The following is a 20,020-nucleotide window of genomic DNA, read 5'->3' on the forward strand; positions in this document are numbered from 1 at the left end:
TATATTTGTTAGCGTTTTCTCTTGCATTCCTATTTTAAGAGTGTATACTAAGCAATGAAGGTTTACTAAACAAGTGAAATTACAGGGGGTTTACTTACTATGGTAGCCGAAAAGGGAGCTCAAGCACAAACACAACAAAGAGAACAACATTTTGAACTGTTGAATTCGACGCAAATTGTTATTAAAGAAGCCTTAGAAAAATTGGGTTATCCAAACGAAGTATATGAATTACTTAAAGAACCGATTCGTATGATGACAGTGAAGATTCCAGTTCGTATGGATGATGGGACTGTTAAAATATTTACAGGATATCGTGCTCAGCATAATGATGCTGTTGGCCCGACAAAAGGTGGTATTCGCTTCCATCCAAATGTAACGGAAAATGAAGTAAAAGCACTTTCGATTTGGATGAGCTTAAAATGTGGTATTGTTGACTTACCATACGGTGGGGGTAAAGGTGGTATCGTTTGTGACCCGCGTGAAATGTCTTTCCGTGAGTTAGAAAGATTAAGCCGTGGCTATGTAAGAGCAATTAGTCAAATCGTAGGGCCAACAAAAGATATTCCAGCTCCAGACGTATTTACAAATTCACAGATTATGGCATGGATGATGGATGAATATAGCCGCATTGACGAATTTAATTCACCTGGATTTATTACAGGGAAGCCACTTGTATTAGGTGGGTCTCATGGTCGTGAAACAGCGACTGCAAAAGGTGTAACAATTTGTATTCGTGAAGCAGCGAAAAAGCGTAATATCGATATTAAAGGTGCACGTGTTGTTGTACAAGGATTCGGAAATGCAGGTAGCTTCTTAGCGAAGTTTATGCACGATGCAGGAGCGAAGGTAATTGCGATTTCGGATGCTTACGGTGCACTTCATGATCCAAATGGTTTAGATATTGATTATTTATTAGACCGTCGTGATAGCTTCGGCACAGTAACGAAATTGTTCAATAATACAATTTCAAATAAAGAATTATTAGAGTTAGATTGTGATATTTTAGTACCAGCTGCCATTGAAAATCAAATTACAGAAGAAAATGCAGCAAATATTAAAGCGAAAATTGTTGTAGAAGCAGCAAATGGCCCTACAACATTAGAAGCAACGAGAATTTTAACAGAGCGTGGCATTTTACTTGTTCCAGACGTATTAGCAAGTGCTGGCGGCGTAACAGTTTCTTACTTTGAGTGGGTACAAAACAACCAAGGTTACTATTGGACAGAAGAAGAAGTAGAGGCTCGTTTAGAAAAAGTAATGGTGAGCTCGTTTGATTCTATTTACGAAACATCGCAAATTCGTAAAGTGGATATGCGTTTAGCAGCTTATATGGTTGGTGTTCGTAAAATGGCAGAAGCAAGTCGCTTCAGAGGCTGGGTATAAACCGATTATTGATCATGAAAACCGCAATTTCCTTAAAGGAAGTTGCGGTTTTTTGTCGTAATTAGATTGCAAGATCAAGTGAAATTTCCATTCGTTTTTCTACTGATGGTTAGTTGAACCAATATAGAAAAGTGATGGGGGAAAGGGGGAGAAAAATGCAAATAGATCTAATGGAACGAGTGCTTGAATTAGAACAACGGATTATGAATTTAGAAAAGAAGTTAGAGGAAAAACAAACGAGAAAAATACCGCCTATTCAGCTAATAGGAGAAGCACTTGCTTCTCTATTGTTCGGAATATTTGTTATCGGTCCACTCATTACAGGTGTATGCGCATTAGTTGTATTACTTATGAGTTACATGAATTTGTAAAAAAACAAAAAGAACACTTGTTCTAACGGAACGTTTGTGCTATACTCTCCTTAGATAGAAAAACGGAAATCATTGATGGAAAGCATTCACTCATTATAAAGGAGAGATTTTAATGAAAACGACTGCAGAACAACGTTTTATGATGCCAACACATGTAATAGAGCGAGTTGAAAATTTACGTAAGAAGAACGTGAAAGGGTCTTCCTTCTTGCGTACAGTGAATCGTTTTTTTGGTTTAGAAACGAAGCAAGATGAAATTTGGTTTTATGGCTTTTATACGGTCGCAGTAAGTGTGCTATTGTTTATGGCGTTTGTTTCGAATATAATGGATTTTCTGTTTTCATAATATTGTTTGCGATAGGGACACATCATCTGAATACATATAAGATTAGGAAGATTATTCTATAAGAGCGGAGATGATGTGAATGGCGAAGTTTCCTATACAGCGAAATTACATTAAACATGGAAGCTCAAGGTCTGGCCTTCCACTTTCAAAAGTTCGTTTTATTGTCAGTCATGACACTGGGAATCCAGGTAGTAATGCGATTGGAAATCGAGACTATTTTAATGAAGTGCAACCGAAGGCTTCAGCTCATACATTTATTGATGATAAAACCATACTCGAGATTATTCCAATCAATGAAGTAGCCTATCATGTTCGATACAACGTTCCAACAGATAATGATATATATGGTTATAACGCTAATAGCGCAGCGATTGGTGTTGAACTTTGTTACGGTGGGAATATAAATTTTTGGAATGCATATACACGTTTTACTTGGTATCATGCCTATTTGTGTCATAATTTTGGGCTGAATCCAAGGGCAGATATTGTTTCACATAAAAAGCTTGATCCTACTCGTAAGATTGATCCGGAACATGTATTACATATTCAAGGTATACCTTTTAAACAGTTTTTAGCGGACGTCTATCGCATGTACGTATCGTATAGATGACAAATATATGAAAAATGAATACAATAAAGATAGGTGCCTACTGCTGAAAGTAGGTTTTTTCTTGTTTATTTGGATAGAGAGAGTAGAAGACTAGGAGTTGAGCCTTACATGCAAAAGGAAACAGCAATTATCATCGGCGGCGGACCGTGCGGATTAGCGGCAGCGATTGCGATGCAAAATGTTGGAATTAATCCACTTGTGATTGAAAAAGGGAATATTGTTAATGCAATCTATAATTATCCAACACACCAAACGTTTTTTTCCTCTAGTGAAAAACTAGAAATTGGTGGAGTAGCCTTTATTACAGAAAACCGTAAGCCTGTTCGGAATCAAGCATTAGCATATTATCGGGAAGTAGTGAAACGGGAACATGTACGTGTGAACGCGTTTGAACGAGTAGAAGAAGTGCGGAAAGAAGAAGATACTTTCCTTGTTCAAACGTTAAAGAGTGACGGCGAGCGAGAAAAGTACAATGCAAAATATGTTATTATCGCAACTGGATATTATGACAATCCTAATTATATGAATGTTCCTGGAGAAGAGTTAGAAAAAGTAGCGCATTATTTTAAAGAAGGACACCCTTATTTTAATCGGGATGTTATCGTCATAGGAGGAAAGAATTCAAGTGTAGACGCGGCGTTAGAGCTTGTAAAATGCGGAGCGCGTGTGACAGTTTTATATCGTGGTCAAGTATATTCTCCAAGTATTAAACCGTGGATTTTACCAGAATTTGAAGCGTTAGTTCGACAAGGAACGATAAAAATGGAATTTGGTGCACATGTAAAAAAAATTACAGAACATACAGTCACATACACAGTGGGAACCGAAGAATATACGGTTTCAAATGATTTTGTCTTTGCGATGACAGGTTATCATCCAGATCATAGTTTTTTAACAAAAATGGGTGTAGAAATTGACTCTGAAACAGGAAGACCGCTGTATAAAGAAGAAACGATGGAAACAAATGTGAATGGGATTTTTATTGCAGGTGTAATTGCAGCTGGTAATAACGCAAATGAAATTTTTATAGAAAATGGTCGATTTCATGGAGATGCAATTGCGAAAATCATTGCAGCTCGAGAACAGAAAAATTAAAAATAGAATGGTGACAAATGAAAAATACCTCGGTCTAATTCGTAGATTTAAGAATTAGACTGAGGTATTTTGGTTACAATTAAATTTTAATGTCTAAACATAGCTTGAATTTCTGTTTGCTCTTTTGTTGATTCTAGTGCAACAAGCAGCTTAATACGAGCCTTTTGAGCATTTAAACCATATGTGAAGGTAACGCCCATATTTTTCAATTGTTTGCCGCCGCCCTCGTAAGAATATACATCTTGGACAATTCCGTTAAAACAACGAGAAACAAGAACAACGGGAATATCGTTATCTATCAAACGCTGAAGAGCAGGAAGTGTACGTGGTGGTAAATTTCCTTGTCCGAGTGCTTCGATAATGATTCCATCAACCGGCAATTGCTCAATTGCAGCCAATAATGTTTCATCCATACCAGCGTATGCTTTTAATATGACAACATTTTTTGTAATTTGTGCGACGGCATATTTTTCATGATGCACTAATGCGTGATGGAAGACAACACCGCGCTTTGTTACCATTCCAATTGGGCCATATTGTGGACTTTGGAATGTTGCTACGTTACTTGTATGTGTTTTTGTCACATTCGTTGCACAGTGAATCTCATCGTTTAATACGACAAGAACGCCTTTTCCTTTTGCCTCTTCACTACTCGCAACTTTTACTGCTGACAAAAAGTTATATAAACCATCCGCCCCTAACTCATTACTTGAGCGCATTGCTCCTGTAACAATAATTGGAACATTGGCTTGTACAGTTAAGTCAAGAAAATAAGCTGTTTCTTCCAGTGTATCTGTTCCGTGTGTAATGACAACCCCTTGCACGTTATCATTCTTAACTTTCTCATCAATCATGACTTGCAATTGTAGCATTTCATTTGGTGTCATGTGAGGAGATGGAAGATGAAAGACATCTTCAACAATTAAATCGATATCTTCTTCTAAATTTGGAATGAATTTTAAAAGTGGATTTTTTGCGCCTGGTTGAACAACTCCAGTTTCTTTATCTTCCTCCATCGCAATTGTGCCACCTGTGTGTAAAACAAGAATTTTTTTCAATGCCTTTACCCCTCTCCAATCAATGCAAATACATTAAAAACATAACATGACTTGACTGGATTCGACAATGGAAAAGTATAAAACATCTAAGTAATCGTCACAATGAAAATAAAGAGATATTTCCCTAAGTAGAGGACTTACTGCTTGTCAACATTTGTCCGCTAGAGTGGAATGATAAGGAAAAGGTAACTTACTCGGCCTTACATTTAGATCACTGCCATGAAGATACTAATGGACCTGCCCCTTGTTACCTCTCTTTGTTTTAAACTTTGCGCGTGATACAAAAAGATACATAGCCAGTCCCTCTCGCCCACCTAAAAAAATGCTTTTCAGCCTTTTTTCATAGACTGACTGAGTAGTTACAGGAAAAGGAGATGTAAGTTGTTGAAAACAATAGAGAAATTTTTAATTCGGTTACTTATTGGACAATGTCTTTGCTTATGTATTGTTCAATTGCTGTTAACACAAGAATATATTGCGAAATATATATCAAAAGTTGTCTATTATGAGGGAGTCACAAAAGGGGTTATAACAAATATTTTAGAGGTAAACCAGTAGTTTTTTCATTTGCTTCTAAGAAAGAGTGTGCTACAATAGTTGAGGACTTGAAACGGGGTAAAGTGAAACGGTTATTAGTGGGGAAAAGCTAATCGTTAATGGAACCAATCGGATTTTTACTTCCTGTTAATGTGAAATGAAACAATGATGAGAGAAGCAGGGAATACCTGCTTTTCCTTCTGTTTTTATAAGTGAAAAATGGGGTGTTACAATGGAGAAACGAATTTCAATTGCAATTGATGGCCCGGCAGCTGCAGGGAAAAGTACGGTTGCTAAAATTGTTGCTAAAAAATTGTCTTATGTTTATATTGATACGGGTGCAATGTATCGTACTATAACATATGCGGCATTAGACCAAGGTATTGATATTGAAAATGAAGAAAAATTAATGGGGATAATTAGGGATATAGACATTTCATTTCAGCATGGAGAAAATGCACAGCTTGTCTTTTTAAACGGAAAAGATGTATCAGAAGTGATTCGCACACCGGAAGTAACGAATCGCGTATCAATTGTGGCAAGACATCGCCTTGTACGTGAAGAAATGGTACGTCGTCAGCAAGCTTTAGCAGAAAAAGGCGGCGTTGTTATGGATGGTCGTGATATTGGAACGCATGTATTGCCGAATGCGGAAGTGAAAATTTTTATGCTAGCTTCTGTTGAAGAACGAGCGGAAAGAAGACATTTAGAAAACACACAAAAAGGATTTCCTTCTAACTTAGAACAACTAAAAGAAGAAATTGCGCGCCGTGATAAATTAGATTCTGAACGTGAAGTGTCTCCATTAAAGAAAGCTGAGGATGCAATTGAATTAGATACAACGTCTTTATCTATTGAAGAGGTAGTTCAAAAGATTATGGATATTGTATCGGCAGCATTCGCAAAATAAAGGAAGGGGGTAGCCTCTTCCTTTATTTTTGTTTCTGTCTGTTAATAAGAAGATAATTTCCTTGACAAATTCATCAATTTGTTAGAAGTTAGTAAAAGAGGGTATTTTCTAAATATTTTACATACATGCAAATGGAAACCACTGTTTTCATTTCGTATATACATAAAGATGCTTTGCCATTTCAGTAGGGAGGTATTTCCATGGTAGAAAAAATGAATGAAGAAGTTGTAAACACGAAGGCATTACAAGTAGGTGATATTGTTACAGGTACAGTAACAAAAGTTGAGGAAAAGCAAGTATTTGTAAATGTTGGGTACAAAACTGACGGTGTCATTCCAATTAGTGAATTGGCGAATGTTCATATTGAAAAAGCAAGCGATGTTGTAGAAGTAGAACAAACTCTTGAATTGAAAGTAATTAAATTAGAAGATGATGATTTAGTGTTGTCTAAACGTGCAGTAGATGCAGAAAAAGCATGGGAAGTATTGCAAGGACAATTTACATCGGGTGAAGTATTTGATGTAACAATTAAAGATATCGTTAACGGAGGTCTAGTTGTTGACCTTGGTGTACGTGGCTTTATTCCGGCTTCACTTGTAGAGATGCATTATGTAGAAGATTTTACTGATTATAAAGGAAAAACATTGGCAGTAAAAATTGTAGAATTAGACCGCGAGAAAAATCGAGTTATTCTTTCTCATAAGGCAGTTGTAGAGCAAGAGCTAGACAAGAAGAAAAAAGAAGCAGTTTCTTCTTTACAAGCAGGCGATGTTGTAGAGGGAACAGTTCAACGTTTAACTGACTTCGGAGCATTTGTAAATGTTGGGGGTGTGGATGGTTTAGTTCATATTTCTCAAATTTCTCATGATCGTGTAGAACAACCATCTGATGTATTAACAGAGGGACAAACTGTAAAAGTAAAAGTGTTATCTGTTGATGCTGATACGCAGCGTATTTCTTTATCTATGAAAGCGGTGCAGCCAGGTCCATGGTCGAATGTTTCAAATCAAGTAAAAGTAGGCGATCTATTAGAAGGGAAAGTAAAACGCCTCGTTACTTTTGGAGCGTTCGTTGAGATTTTTCCAGGTGTAGAAGGACTTGTTCACGTTTCGCAAATTGCAAACCGTCATGTGAAAAATCCGAATGAAGTATTAACAATCGGACAAGAAGTGAAAGTAAAAGTATTAGAAGTTCATTCAGAAGAAAAACGTATTTCTTTAAGTATAAAAGAAGCGCTTGAAGAAAATAATGTAACAGAAGATTATAGTAAATATGAACCAACTTCTGATTCTGCAACATTCCAATTAGGCGATATTATTGGAGAGAAGCTAAAAAATTTAAAGAAATAATGAGGGATGTGTGTGGTAAGAGCAAAGCGTAAATTAGAACACATTGAGTATGCTCTTTCTACTGGACAGTCTCGTACGCATGGCTTTTGTGACGTTGCTTTTGTTCATCAAAGCTTACCGAATATAAGTTATGAAAGTATATCATTTCAAACAGAAATCGGCGAACTTGCTTTAAGTTCGCCGATTTTTATCAATGCGATGACTGGTGGTGGCGGAGAGCACACACTACATATAAATGCACAACTAGCACAAGCTGCACGGCAGTATAAGCTTGCGATGGCTGTCGGTTCACAAATGGCAGCGTTAAAAGACGCGAATGAAGCAGCGTCTTTTAAAATCGTGAGAAAAGTGAATCCGAATGGAATTGTTATTGCAAACTTAGGTAGTGAAGCAACAGTAGAACAAGCGAAGCGAGCTATTGATATGATTGAAGCAAATGCATTACAAATTCATTTGAATGTCATTCAAGAATTGACAATGCCAGAAGGCGACCGAGATTTTACTGGTGCATTAAAGAGAATTGAACAAATTGTCAAGCATTCTTCTGTTCCTGTTATAGTAAAAGAAGTTGGTTTTGGGATGAGTAAAGAGGCGGCGAAGGGTTTAGCCAATAGTGGGGTTTCAACTATAGATATTGGTGGATATGGCGGTACAAACTTTGCGGCGGTTGAAAATGAAAGAAGACAGCGAGTGCTTTCCTATTTCAATGAGTGGGGCATTTCAACTGCTTCCTCTTTAATTGAAGTATCCTCTACACAAAAACCTCTCTCTATTATCGCATCAGGTGGTATTCAAACAGCACTTGATGTAGCGAAAGCATTAGCATTAGGAGCGTCAGCCGCTGCATTTGCAGGGCATTTTTTACGAATATTGATGCAAGAAGGTATAGAGAAACTAATAGAAGAAATTGAATTATTACATACAGATTTACAATTTATTATGACGGCGCTTGGAGTAAGAACAATCACTGAGCTTAGGCAAGTGCCACTTGTTATTAAAGGTGATACATATCATTGGCTTACCCAGCGTGGGATTGATACAACCATATATAGTAGGCGTTAAATAAAGTGAAACTTTAATCAGTGGGGGTTTTCTTCATCCTCCACTGATTATTAGTTGAACCAATCGGGCTTTTACGGGCAGTTTATCTCCCACCTAACTTCTTAAGAAAGGCGGAAGCGGCTCGCTCAGAATCGCAGGACGTTGGAGCACCCGACAGAGAGGCGCTTTTTGCCTCATCCGAGGGGGCGAAACGACCGGAGATTCTAGCCGCTAGAGCTGGACAATGCTTTCGCCGAATTTTGAGGTGGGAGTATTACTGCCCGTTAATGCGGGATAAAGTGAAACTTTAATCAGTGGGGTCTTACTGCACACGAATAGCGAGATAAAAATCAACCGAATGAATCAACCATTCGGTTGATTTTTTTTGTTTATAAAATCCATACAATGAAGAGGAAAGGAGAGAGTGATATGAAAAAGCTAATTGAAGTGAAAGAGTTAAAAAAATGTTATGGACATTATAGAGCGTTAAAAGGTATTTCATTTGATGTGAGGGAAGGGGAAATTTTATGCTTTCTTGGCCCAAATGGTGCTGGAAAAAGTACGACGATTCATATTTTGTCGACCATTTTACAGTACGACGGGGGAGACATTTTATTTGAAGGAAAAGATGTAAAAAAACATGCACGATATGTAAAGCGCAACCTCGGTATTGTACCGCAGGATTTAGCGATTTATGAAGATGTATCAGCCGAACAAAATGTAGCATTTTTTGCTGCTCTTTATGGCCTGAAAGGAACGCAATTGCAGCAAGCGGTAGATGAAGCGTTGCAGTTTGTTGGACTGATTGATAAAAAAAATGAAAAACCGAAAACTTTTTCAGGTGGAATGAAAAGAAGGCTTAATATAGCATGTGCGATTGCACATAAACCAAAAGTTATTATTATGGATGAACCGACAGTTGGGATTGATCCGCAATCTCGAAATCATATTTTACAGTCGATCAAACAATTACGAGAACAAGGATCTACAATTATTTATACAACGCACTATATGGAAGAAGTAGAAGAAATAGCAACGAGAATTATCATTATGGATCAAGGTGAGATGATTGCAGAAGGAACAAAAGAAGAACTTAAGAAGCATATTGCAGATGAAAAACGCTATTTCATAGAATGTGAACATATAACAGCAGGTGTAGAAGAACGGTTTTTTAAAATTGAAGGGATGAAAGAAGTAACAGTAAAAGACGGAGTAATAGAAGTTGTCGTATTAAAAGGTGTGGAAAATTTGGATAAAATCATTACACTTCTTGTAAATGAAGGGATGAAAGTGAAAAATATTATGAGTGAAAGTGCAAGTTTAGAAACAGTATTTTTACAGTTAACGGGAAGAAAATTAAGAGATTGAAGGTGAAAATAATGAGCTTCTTTGTGTTATATAAACGCGATGTAGTTAATATTGTTACGAATCCAGTCCTTTTACTAACGAATACAATTTCTCCGATTTTATTTATATTGATTTTTGGTTATTTAAGTAATGGGAGTTATGGGGAAAATGGAATTACTTCTTATGATTATTACGGTGTTACGATTTTGATATATGGCATCTTGAATGTATCTATGACAGCTTCTAATAGTTTTATGGAAAAAAGGTTAAAAAATAGTAATTTACGAGTTATGTATAGTCCAATTCGTGTTTCTTACCTGTATTTGTCGAAAATATTAGCTACATTTACTTTTACATCTGTTTGCTATCTATTTGTTATGTACGTGGCTCATATAGGCTTACATGTAACGTTTGGAGGAAAGAATGTTGCTTATGTCATTATAATCGTGTTGTTATTTAATTTTTTATCAGCGGTTATCGGTGTATTATTTTGCTGTATGTTTAAAAGTGAAGAAGTAACAAATAAAATATTAAGTTTGTTAAATAACGCTTTTGCAATTTTGGGAGGAGTATTCTTTTCCCTCGATGGACTAGGGGATGCTGTTCGGACAATATCATATATTTCACCGGTAAAGTGGGTTATAGAATGTGTGATGAAGATCATATATGATCAAGATTTTAGCCTTTTCCTTACAACGGGCAGTGTGTTAGTTTTGTTAACTTGTTTTGGGTTAGTTGGCTGTAAATTTCTATTTAAGGTGGAGGATTATGTATGAACGAGATTTTCATTGTTTTTCGTCATAATATCCGGCGAGCTATTAGTAAAAAGAATTATATACTGTTAACGATTCTTCTTACGTTTATTTCTATATCACTTGCTATCTTCTTTACGTCCAAATTTGAAATGAAAGGGAATATTGCATATGTAACTCAAGAAGGCAAGAGTGATATACATGTAGAAGGATTTCATATTAAAAATACAAATGAACTTCCCAGTATGTCTGAATTTGTAATGAAAAAATATGATGCGGCAGTGATTCCAAAAGAAAACGGACAAATAGAGGTAAAGACAATTAAAGAACATGATTTCAAGGAAAAAGTCGAGAGGGCATTTCAACAAAAAAATATTGGTTCGTTTCATCAAAATGAGGTTAGAAAGGTAGGTACAAATATTTTAGGGTATCTGTGTATGTTTGTATTATTAGAGAGTATTATGTTTATGAGTTTTTTTACAGAAGATAAGGAAAATCGTATATTTACACGTATTGTATCTTCACCTATACGTATTCGTAGTTATTTATTTGCGCAGTATTTGTTTACCTTTCTTATCGTATATGTTCCAACCTTTTTCATTTTAATAGTTGAAAAGGTAATGTTTCAGGTGGATATAGGATTCAGTTATTTAGAATATAGTTATTTATTGGCTATCCTTGTTATGATTGCAACATCCTTTGCGTTATTTATGAGCACGATGATAGAAACTACTGACAATACAATGATGTTGTCTTCTTCCATTATTGTTTTTACTACTATTTTATCGGGGTCCTTCTTTACTTTAAAAGACAAGAATGGGATAGTAGATTGGTTTGTACGAATCTTACCGCAAAAACAATATCTTGCGTTTATTGATGGTGTTGAAAATGGCTATAAACTAGCACGGTATGGAGGCGCAATTACGTATATAAGTTTTATTATCCTGTTATTCTGTATGCTCAGTATAATTATTTGTAAAAAAAGAGTACAGGAAGGTCGATATTGATATTCTCTATGTTAACCATATAAAATGGAAATAAAATGCATAAAGAAAATAGTAAGGTGATGAAATGAAGAGAGAAGTTCAAATCATTTCTACAAAATTAATGACTCCAACGCCAAGGAAAAATTATGTACGTAGAGAAAAATTATTAAAAAAACTAGAAACATTGTACGATTATAAGCTTGTAGTTGTAAAAGGATCAGCTGGTAGTGGAAAAACGACTATATGTTCTTCTTTTGTCAAAGAAAATCCAGAGTTTACAATTTCGTGGATTACACTAGATAAAGAGAATAATAATGTATTTTCTTTTTGGTACTATATGTTAGAAAGTATGCATGTATATATTGCAGAAATAGAAGAGATTATTTCTTTATTTCAGATGATTATGCATAAAGATGATATGAAACGTATTATTGTAGCTTTGATTAACCTATTAAGTACAAAAGATGATATTACGATTATTATGGATGATTTTCACTATATAACAGATGTTGGTGTTAATAAGACGATGGAATATTTTCTAAAGCATTCCTCAGAAAATATTCGCATTGTCTTATTAACGAGGGAAGAACCTAAATTTTATGTAGGCGATTTTCTCATTTCAGGAAGATTACTAGAAATTGAAGAAGAAGAATTAAAGTTATCAATAGATGAAGGGGTTCGATTTATTAAAGATACATTGAAGATGGATCTAAATTATGAGGTAATTCATGACATGAACATGGTGGCAGAAGGATGGATTGGTGGCCTGCAGTTAATTGCGCTTGCACGTTCTTATCATAAAAATGATTGTATGCAGCATATGAAAGTGCTAAATAAATATATGATTACCTATTTATCGAAAGAGATTTTAGATGCCCTGGAAGAAGAAGAAAAAGATTTTCTTATAAAAACATCTATTTTAAGTTATTTTCATGAGGAAATTTGTGATGAATTGTTGGAAAAACAAGGTACAAAAGAAATGATTACACGTCTATTTCAAAAACATTTATTTATAATTAATCTTGATGAAGATCGTGGAATATATCGCTATCACGCTATTTTTCAACAGTTTTTACAACATTCTTTTAAGCGGTTAGAAGTGAAGACACAAAAGAAATTACGTTTACGAGCGGCAGAAGTATACGAACGATGTGGTGATTTTGAGGAGTGTATAAAACAATTATTAGAGATGCAATGTTATGAGGCTGCGTTGAGGAAAATTGAAATACATGGGCAAAATCCACAGGGATGGAGCTATTTGCGACATATTCCGTTAACATGTATTGTGCAAAATAAAGAGATGGCGTTTCAACTCATTTTTTACCATTATTGTAATATGGAGTTTGAGCTGTGCACAGAAATATTAAATACCGTGTACAAAGGGGAAAGTGGTCATCATCCTTGGAAGGTATTCGAATTTTGCAAGGCTTTAATTGAGGAAGAAAATTTACAATTAGATGTTTTGTTTATAGATGAAATTGAAGACATGGATATAAGTGATGTAACCAAGGCAATTATTTATGTAGAATTATCATTTTTTCTGTGGTTTCAGGAGCGAATCAAGGATGCACTATATGTGCTTGATAAAGCGTCTATGCTTGAGAAGAGAATGAAAAATCCATATGTCAAAATGGGCATTTTAAGTTCTTTATGCCAGATTAAAGAGGATTTAGGAGATTTAAAAGAGTGTGAGCGGTTATATAATCAGCTTTTTGAGGTAGTTGAACAACATCCATTTTTATCAGCTCTCACAGTAACTTGTCATATTGGAATTACGGGTATTTATTTAAAACGTTTACAATTGGATGAGGCTGAAAAATCATTACAACATGTACAAGGTGACGAAGCTGCATTAGGAAAACCTTATTTATATAATTTAATGGAACTTCAATTTCTGAAAGGTGATAAACAGCAAGCAAACGAAACGATTCGAAAGCTACAAACATTTGATGCGTATCAAAATGAGCTGTTTATATCCTCCTTGCTAAAATATGCAATCCATGTTGATGAAGAATATGTGCAGCAATTAGATCAATTTGTTCCCATATATCAACAAAAAAAAGAAAAAAAGAAACTACGAACTGAAGATAAATTGTTATATGCTCAGATTTTATTGCAGAAAGGACATATACAAGAATCATTACAATTACTTGATGAAATTGCGGAATTTACAAGGAAATATAAAATGAAGGTCTTATTAATAGAAGCGCTGTTATTAAAAGTGACTATTTTAGGAAATGATCTGCAAAGATATAAGCGAGAGCTTTTAAATTTATTACGAGAAGCAGTACATTATAGTTATGAAAATCATATTTTATTACCTTATAAAAGGATAGATAAACAGACGCAAGTATTATTGGTGTTATTAAAAGAAGAACGTCTGCAAGATTTAAATGAAAGAGAGAGGGAGTTTTTATGCACGTTGTTACAGTTAGGGGATTGTGATAAAGAGAATGTTCTTTTGAGTAATAGAGAATTAGAAGTATTGAAGGTTCTTGCGACTGGGGCATCAAATAAGAAGATTGGTGAACAATTGTGTATATCTCTTTCGACAGTTAAGACGCACATTATTAATATTTATTCAAAACTTCATGTATCTAATCGCGTTGAAGCGATAAAGAAAGCAACAGAAGAAGGGATTATAAAGTAAGTGTTAATATGTATGAATATAAATTGGAAAACGAACACAAACCCGTTCTTTTTAGGCGGACGAGAGCATCTGGCCATGCATAGAAGCGGCCTAAGCCTTTTTCTGCCACATGCTCAAAATGGATTTATATATAAACAAAGAAACAGCCAATGATATGTTGGCTGTTTCTTTGTTTTAATGTTGATTTTGTTTTCTTGCTTGCTCCGGTGTATCGAGTCCTGTTGCACCAGGATATTGTAATGACTGGCTGCGGTCAGATTCTACGCGTCTTGATTGTTTCAATTTCTTTTCTTGACGATCTTTACCCATGGTGTTCCCACCTCCTTAGTACAAAGTGTTGCTGTTATTTATAAAAATATGCAGTGATAGAAGACGATTATTTTTCATGAAATATCCCCATAATGGAAATAATAGGAGGTGTTCACTTGGAAGGTGGTTATTTTTATTTTTTAGCGTGGATGGGCTGGATTGTTACGACGTTTTTTTTGAAAAAAGATACAGTTAGGCTCGGGCTTAGTGCGGTCATTTTATTATTTATTATTTGTTCGCAAACAGTGATTTCAGTTGCTTCTATTACAATATCGATGAATGCCCTTTTGTTAGGTGGAGTCTCATTTATTGGAATTGCGGCATATTCAATATGGAAAAAGATTTACACTGTACTATGTGCACTTATAATTGCGATGTTATATGCAAGTTTTTCTTTAATCGAACTATATGATCCGATTTGGATTGTTGTAGATCGTACATGGATGTTAAGTAGTATTCTCGTTTATACATCTGTTTTATTACATAGGGACCGTCTATTACGTATATGGGGCTTATATGTAGGGGCGTTGCAAGGTGAGTTGTTTGTAGCGTTTATTTTAAAGACATTCCATTTTCCGTATCAATTAGGGAGTTTGCAATTTTTTAATATGATTGCTGTGTCTACAATGTTCTTTGGTTTCTTATACGGAATTGGGAAAATAATCACATATACAGGGCAATTTAAGCAAAAGCAAGTAAAGGAGGGACAAGGTTAATTTATGAACTCGTATACATCAGCTATGTTGCTTGGAGTAACCGTTGGAACTGTCACGCGAATTTTAATGCTTCAAACTGATACAAGGCAGTATCCAACTCGTTTACATGGCAAGATTATTCATATTGCTATGGGAATTATTGCGGCTGCTCTTGGGGCGGTAGCCATTCCAGCTATTTTGAAAAAGGATTTCTCTGCGATTACATTTCTGACATTAGCAGCATCACAGTTTCGTGATGTACGTAATATGGAGCGGAATACACTGCAGCAATTAGACGGGTATGAACTTGTCCCTAGGGGGAACACATATATTGAGGGAATTGCAATTGTATTTGAGAGCCGTAATTATTTAGCTATGTTAACATCTTTCGTAGCTACTTTTGCTTATTTAGGATGTAAATCATGGTATGCCGGTATTTTAGCCGGAATCATAAGTTTCTTTTTCGCGAAAAAGTTGATGTCTGGTAAACGACTGCGCGATCTTGTTGAAGTCGAGCATGCTCCATTGCATTTTGAAGGAGCAGGCCTTTATGTTGATAATATTTATATTATGAATATCGGTTTACCAGCAAGGCAAAAAGAAATTATGAAGTATGGTATGGGTTTTATTTTAAAACCAAAGTCTATTGATGCTCGGGTAACATTGGCAAACCTTGGTCAAAGGCAAGCGATTTTGCATGATATCTCTGTTGCGCTTGGTGTATATCGAGATTCTGGAACACCTGCACTTGTACCGCTTGCAAAACGTGATTTAAATGATGGAAGAATAGGCATATTTGTTTTGCCGCAAGATCGAGATGTAAATAAAGCGATTCAGGTCATTGGAAATGTTCCAACATTAGAAAGTGCTATTCATATGTCTTCTGAGGCCCCAAATGGAAGGGGAGAAAAAGGATGATATTAGAAAAATGTATTCTTGCTGTTATTACAACAATTCCGGAAAAGTTCGCTGGCGGGGCGCCGTTATTTGTATGTGAGACAGTAGAAGAAATGGAGTTTGTTGCTAGTAATTTAGAAGCGATCTTAGATGGAATTGCCCACCGTTTGCAAGAGAATGTATATATTATTGTGAAACATTCTTGAAATGTGTTATAATATGAGGTGTTTTGATATGAAGAGAAATATTCTGGAATGCAAATCCCTTCTTGCACAAAGAAGGGTTTTTTACATAATAAACAGAAGCAAGTTGAAAGGATGAAAGTATATGCCGAAACCAGTAGTAGCAATAGTAGGTCGCCCGAACGTAGGGAAATCTACTATTTTCAATAGAATTGTTGGAGAGAGAGTTTCCATTGTAGAAGATATCCCAGGTGTAACAAGAGATCGCATTTATAGTGCAGGAGAATGGTTAAATCATGAGTTTAACATTATTGATACAGGTGGAATTGATATTGGAGACGAGCCATTTTTGACACAAATTCGTCAACAAGCAGAAGTTGCGATTGATGAGGCTGATGTTATCATTTTTATGACAAATGGTCGCGACGGTGTAACAGCTGCGGATGAAGAAGTTGCAAAGATTTTATATCGTTCTAAAAAGCCAGTTGTATTAGCTGTGAATAAGGTAGATAATCCAGAGATGCGCAGTGAAATTTACGATTTTTATGCGTTAGGCTTTGGGGAACCGTTTCCTATATCTGGAACACATGGTTTAGGTTTAGGGGACCTATTAGATGAAGTAGCAAAACATTTTCCGCAAATTGAAGAAGAACCATACGATGATGAAACAATTAAATTCTGTTTAATTGGTCGTCCAAACGTTGGGAAATCATCAATGGTAAATGCATTGCTTGGTCAAGAACGTGTAATCGTTAGTAATGTAGCAGGTACTACACGTGATGCAGTTGATACACCGTACAGTAAAGATGGACAAGATTACGTTATCATTGATACAGCAGGAATGCGCAAAAAAGGGAAAGTATATGAAAGTACAGAAAAGTATAGTGTACTTCGTGCCCTTCGAGCAATTGAACGCTCTGATGTTGTTTTAGTTGTTTTAGATGGTGAAGAAGGAATCATTGAACAAGATAAAAAAATTGCTGGCTATGCCCATGATTCAGGTCGTGCTGTTATTATTGTTGTGAATAAATGGGACGCGGTTGAAAAAGATGAGAAAACGATGAAGGAATTCGAAGAGAATATCCGTGCTCATTTCCAATTCTTAGATTACGCGCCAATCGTATTTTTATCTGCAAAAACGAGAAAACGTACACACACACTGCTTCCTGTTATTAATGAGGTAAATGCAAGTCATAGTATTCGTGTACAAACGAATGTATTAAACGATGTGATTATGGATGCTGTTGCAATGAATCCAACACCAACGCATAATGGACAACGTTTGAAAATTTTCTATGCAACACAAGTCGCGGTGAAACCACCGACATTTGTTGTGTTCGTAAACGATCCAGAATTACTGCACTTCTCTTATGAGCGTTTCTTGAAAAATCGTCTGCGCGATTCGTTTGGTTTCGTAGGAACACCGATTAAAGTTATTGCAAGAGCACGAGACTAATGGAGAGGATGTGATTTTATGAAAAAAATCACAGTAGTAGGAGCAGGTAGCTGGGGAACGGCGTTAGCGATGGTATTAGCTGACAACGGTCATGATGTACGCCTTTGGGGAAACCGAGCAGAACTTATGAATGAAATGAATGAAAAACATGAGAATAGTCGTTATCTTCCGGGGGTTACACTGCCAGCAAGTATTGTTGCTTACTCTTCCTTAGAAGAGGCATTAGTAGGAGTAGATACAGTGCTTCTCGTTGTACCTACAAAGGCATATCGAGAAGTATTGCAAGATATGAAAAAATTTGTTTCGCAGCCAATTACATGGATTCATGCGAGTAAAGGGATTGAGCCAGGAACTTCAAAGCGTATTTCGGAAGTGATTGAAGAAGAAATTCCGGCTCATCTCATTCGAGATGTAGTTGTCTTATCAGGGCCGAGTCATGCGGAAGAAGTAGGGTTGCGTCAAGCAACAACAGTTACATCAGCTGCAAAGCGTATGGAAGCAGCTGAAGAGGTTCAAGACTTATTTATGAATAGCTATTTCCGTGTATATACAAATCCAGATATTATTGGAGTTGAACTTGGCGGGGCGTTAAAAAATATTATTGCCCTTGCAGCGGGTATTACGGATGGAATTGGCTTAGGAGATAATGCAAAGGCAGCACTTATGACGCGAGGGTTAACAGAAATTGCGCGTTTAGGAAGTAAAATGGGCGGGAACCCATTAACGTTTGCTGGCTTGACAGGTATGGGTGACCTAATTGTAACATGTACAAGCGTTCATAGCCGAAATTGGCGTGCTGGTAACATGCTTGGCAAAGGTTGTTCGTTAGAAGAAGTATTAGATAATATGGGAATGGTTGTTGAAGGCGTGCGGACAACGAAGGCCGCATATGAGATGGCTAAGAAAATGGATGTAGAAATGCCAATTACAACTGTTTTATATGATGTGTTGTTTAATGGGAAAAATGTAAAAGATGCTGTTGGAACGTTGATGGGACGTGTGCGTAAACACGAAGTAGAAGCGATTCCAGACTTGCTGTAAACAAAGCTGTACAAATGTAAAAGGACATTTGTACAGCTTTTTCTTTTGGGTTTTTTCACCATTCTTTATTTTCTGCATACGATGAAGTGTAGATTATATGAGAGGGTGAACAAAGTGGATAATAATTTATTCAACAATATTGAAAAGGAATCAAAAGTAAATAAAGAAGATATTTTTAAATTAGCCTCTTCGGTTCAAAATGCAAATTTACGAGATGAGAAAGTATTACGTCAGTTAATTCATCAAGTTGCAATAATGGCGGGAAGAGATGTATCAAAAGAAAAAGAAGAGCAAATTATAAATGCGATTATTAATAATAACATGCCAACTGATTTTAGTTCATTGAGCAAAATGTTTAAAAAATAAAGTGTGAGAAACCACTGATATATATATTGCATACGATACTATGAAGGAATGAATATGAGCTGTTTGTGGGAATATTTGGTCAAACGAAGCGAAGAAGTCCCGTTCGCTTCGTTTTTTTTTATTCGTTTTCATATAAGTGATGCTGCACAGCATTTTGAGATGAAGTATTGTCTTATTGTTAAATATATATCTATTTTCATTTTTTAACATATAAGTCGCTACTTGCGTTCTCCTTTTGTTGTAAACATTACATGTGGTAGGAAAAGGCCCTGACCGTTTCTATGCACGGCCAGATGCTCTCGTCCCCCCTAAAAAGAAAGGAGGTTTTTAAATTGTATATATAAATGGAATATTTCTATTTGTTTAAAAGTTATAATTTGTTAAAATAATAGAAAAATATATTAAAATAAAGGGGGGTATATATGTCTGTTGGACTTATAAAGATGTGGTTTGCTTTGGGCGCAATGGCTCTTATGTTTATTTCTGTTGTTTTCATTTTGCTAAGTCGCCATAAAATAAAGAATACATTTTTGAAAGGGTTTACAGCTTTGTTTGCATATGCATGTATGATTGTATCAGGACTTATTATTTTTCTTGTCGTATTTAGCGGACCGATCGAACAATAGAAACTAAAGGACG

General features: G+C 35.8%; 22 protein-coding genes. 20 read left to right on the forward strand and 2 right to left on the reverse strand.

Features of this window, described 5'->3' with window-relative positions; all coding sequences use genetic code 11:
• Positions 1-99: 99 nt before the first annotated feature.
• The 5 genes from gudB (at position 100) to MR076_RS02515 (ending at position 3,805) form a co-directional block, all read left to right on the forward strand.
• On the forward strand, positions 100-1,383 hold the full coding sequence (gudB, locus tag MR076_RS02495) for a Glu/Leu/Phe/Val family dehydrogenase (protein WP_242217257.1): 1,284 nt from the start codon (positions 100-102) through the stop codon (positions 1,381-1,383).
• Positions 1,384-1,538: 155 nt separating this feature from the next.
• On the forward strand, positions 1,539-1,754 hold the full coding sequence (locus tag MR076_RS02500) for a hypothetical protein (protein WP_242217260.1): 216 nt from the start codon (positions 1,539-1,541) through the stop codon (positions 1,752-1,754).
• A gap of 112 nt (positions 1,755-1,866) precedes the next feature.
• The gene (locus MR076_RS02505; RefSeq protein ID WP_242217262.1) at positions 1,867-2,100 is read left to right on the forward strand and encodes a DUF3961 domain-containing protein; all 234 of its coding nucleotides are present in this window, start codon (positions 1,867-1,869) and stop codon (positions 2,098-2,100) included.
• Between the two features lie 79 nt (positions 2,101-2,179).
• Complete coding sequence (locus MR076_RS02510; RefSeq protein ID WP_242217263.1) at positions 2,180-2,710, forward strand: peptidoglycan recognition protein family protein; 531 nt, start codon at positions 2,180-2,182, stop codon at positions 2,708-2,710.
• 108 nt (positions 2,711-2,818) lie between these two features.
• Positions 2,819-3,805, forward strand: coding sequence for a YpdA family putative bacillithiol disulfide reductase (locus MR076_RS02515; RefSeq protein ID WP_242217265.1), 987 nt, complete (start codon positions 2,819-2,821; stop codon positions 3,803-3,805).
• Between the two features lie 86 nt (positions 3,806-3,891).
• Here the strand turns inward: MR076_RS02515 and MR076_RS02520 are convergent, their stop codons facing one another.
• Positions 3,892-4,863, reverse strand: a complete 972-nt coding sequence (locus tag MR076_RS02520; RefSeq protein ID WP_277928316.1) for an asparaginase — start codon at positions 4,861-4,863, stop codon at positions 3,892-3,894.
• Positions 4,864-5,247: 384 nt separating this feature from the next.
• On the opposite strand from MR076_RS02520, the gene MR076_RS02525 reads away from it, so the two are divergent.
• The 8 genes from MR076_RS02525 (at position 5,248) to MR076_RS02560 (ending at position 14,435) form a co-directional block, all read left to right on the forward strand.
• A complete protein-coding gene (locus tag MR076_RS02525; RefSeq protein WP_242217567.1) occupies positions 5,248-5,421 on the forward strand; it encodes a DUF5359 family protein in 174 nt (57 codons plus the stop codon).
• Positions 5,422-5,632: 211 nt separating this feature from the next.
• A complete protein-coding gene (gene cmk / locus MR076_RS02530; protein ID WP_242217267.1) occupies positions 5,633-6,310 on the forward strand; it encodes a (d)CMP kinase in 678 nt (225 codons plus the stop codon).
• Positions 6,311-6,510: 200 nt separating this feature from the next.
• Positions 6,511-7,659, forward strand: a complete 1,149-nt coding sequence (gene rpsA, locus MR076_RS02535) for a 30S ribosomal protein S1 (protein ID WP_242217269.1) — start codon at positions 6,511-6,513, stop codon at positions 7,657-7,659.
• A gap of 12 nt (positions 7,660-7,671) precedes the next feature.
• Entirely contained in the window at positions 7,672-8,721 is a 1,050-nt protein-coding gene (gene fni / locus MR076_RS02540) for a type 2 isopentenyl-diphosphate Delta-isomerase (RefSeq protein ID WP_242217271.1), read from the forward strand.
• A 408-nt stretch (positions 8,722-9,129) separates the two neighbouring features.
• Entirely contained in the window at positions 9,130-10,068 is a 939-nt protein-coding gene (locus MR076_RS02545) for an ABC transporter ATP-binding protein (protein WP_242217273.1), read from the forward strand.
• A gap of 11 nt (positions 10,069-10,079) precedes the next feature.
• Positions 10,080-10,823 carry an ABC transporter permease gene (locus tag MR076_RS02550; protein ID WP_242217275.1) on the forward strand — a complete coding sequence of 248 codons (744 nt, stop codon included), beginning with the start codon at positions 10,080-10,082 and terminating at the stop codon, positions 10,821-10,823.
• On the forward strand, positions 10,820-11,806 hold the full coding sequence (locus tag MR076_RS02555; RefSeq protein ID WP_242217277.1) for an ABC transporter permease: 987 nt from the start codon (positions 10,820-10,822) through the stop codon (positions 11,804-11,806). The genes MR076_RS02550 and MR076_RS02555 overlap by 4 nt, the downstream gene beginning before the upstream one ends.
• Positions 11,807-11,870: 64 nt before the next feature.
• Complete coding sequence (locus MR076_RS02560; protein WP_242217279.1) at positions 11,871-14,435, forward strand: winged helix-turn-helix domain-containing protein; 2,565 nt, start codon at positions 11,871-11,873, stop codon at positions 14,433-14,435.
• 174 nt (positions 14,436-14,609) lie between these two features.
• Here the strand turns inward: MR076_RS02560 and MR076_RS02565 are convergent, their stop codons facing one another.
• On the reverse strand, positions 14,610-14,744 hold the full coding sequence (locus tag MR076_RS02565) for a YpzI family protein (protein ID WP_020059616.1): 135 nt from the start codon (positions 14,742-14,744) through the stop codon (positions 14,610-14,612).
• 116 nt (positions 14,745-14,860) lie between these two features.
• Here MR076_RS02565 and MR076_RS02570 point away from each other — a divergent pair, with 116 nt between their 5' ends.
• The 7 genes from MR076_RS02570 to MR076_RS02600 all read left to right on the forward strand — a co-directional run bounded on the left by MR076_RS02570 (position 14,861) and on the right by MR076_RS02600 (position 20,007).
• Positions 14,861-15,460, forward strand: coding sequence for a YphA family membrane protein (locus tag MR076_RS02570; protein ID WP_242217281.1), 600 nt, complete (start codon positions 14,861-14,863; stop codon positions 15,458-15,460).
• Positions 15,461-15,463: 3 nt separating this feature from the next.
• Positions 15,464-16,357, forward strand: a complete 894-nt coding sequence (locus tag MR076_RS02575) for a YIEGIA family protein (RefSeq protein WP_242217283.1) — start codon at positions 15,464-15,466, stop codon at positions 16,355-16,357.
• Positions 16,354-16,542, forward strand: a complete 189-nt coding sequence (locus MR076_RS02580) for a capping complex subunit for YIEGIA (protein WP_242217284.1) — start codon at positions 16,354-16,356, stop codon at positions 16,540-16,542. Before MR076_RS02575 ends, MR076_RS02580 begins: the two co-directional genes overlap by 4 nt.
• 121 nt (positions 16,543-16,663) lie before the next feature.
• Entirely contained in the window at positions 16,664-17,974 is a 1,311-nt protein-coding gene (gene der, locus MR076_RS02585; protein ID WP_242217287.1) for a ribosome biogenesis GTPase Der, read from the forward strand.
• A gap of 18 nt (positions 17,975-17,992) precedes the next feature.
• A complete protein-coding gene (locus tag MR076_RS02590; RefSeq protein WP_242217289.1) occupies positions 17,993-19,015 on the forward strand; it encodes an NAD(P)H-dependent glycerol-3-phosphate dehydrogenase in 1,023 nt (340 codons plus the stop codon).
• A 114-nt stretch (positions 19,016-19,129) separates the two neighbouring features.
• Positions 19,130-19,381, forward strand: coding sequence for a stage VI sporulation protein F (locus tag MR076_RS02595; RefSeq protein WP_242217291.1), 252 nt, complete (start codon positions 19,130-19,132; stop codon positions 19,379-19,381).
• 422 nt (positions 19,382-19,803) lie between these two features.
• Positions 19,804-20,007 carry a DUF2768 domain-containing protein gene (locus MR076_RS02600; protein ID WP_242217293.1) on the forward strand — a complete coding sequence of 68 codons (204 nt, stop codon included), beginning with the start codon at positions 19,804-19,806 and terminating at the stop codon, positions 20,005-20,007.
• Positions 20,008-20,020 lie beyond the last annotated feature (13 nt).

Origin of the sequence: Bacillus cereus group sp. BfR-BA-01380 (assembly GCF_022663535.1) — a bacterium.
GTDB lineage: Bacteria > Bacillota > Bacilli > Bacillales > Bacillaceae_G > Bacillus_A > Bacillus_A cereus_BB.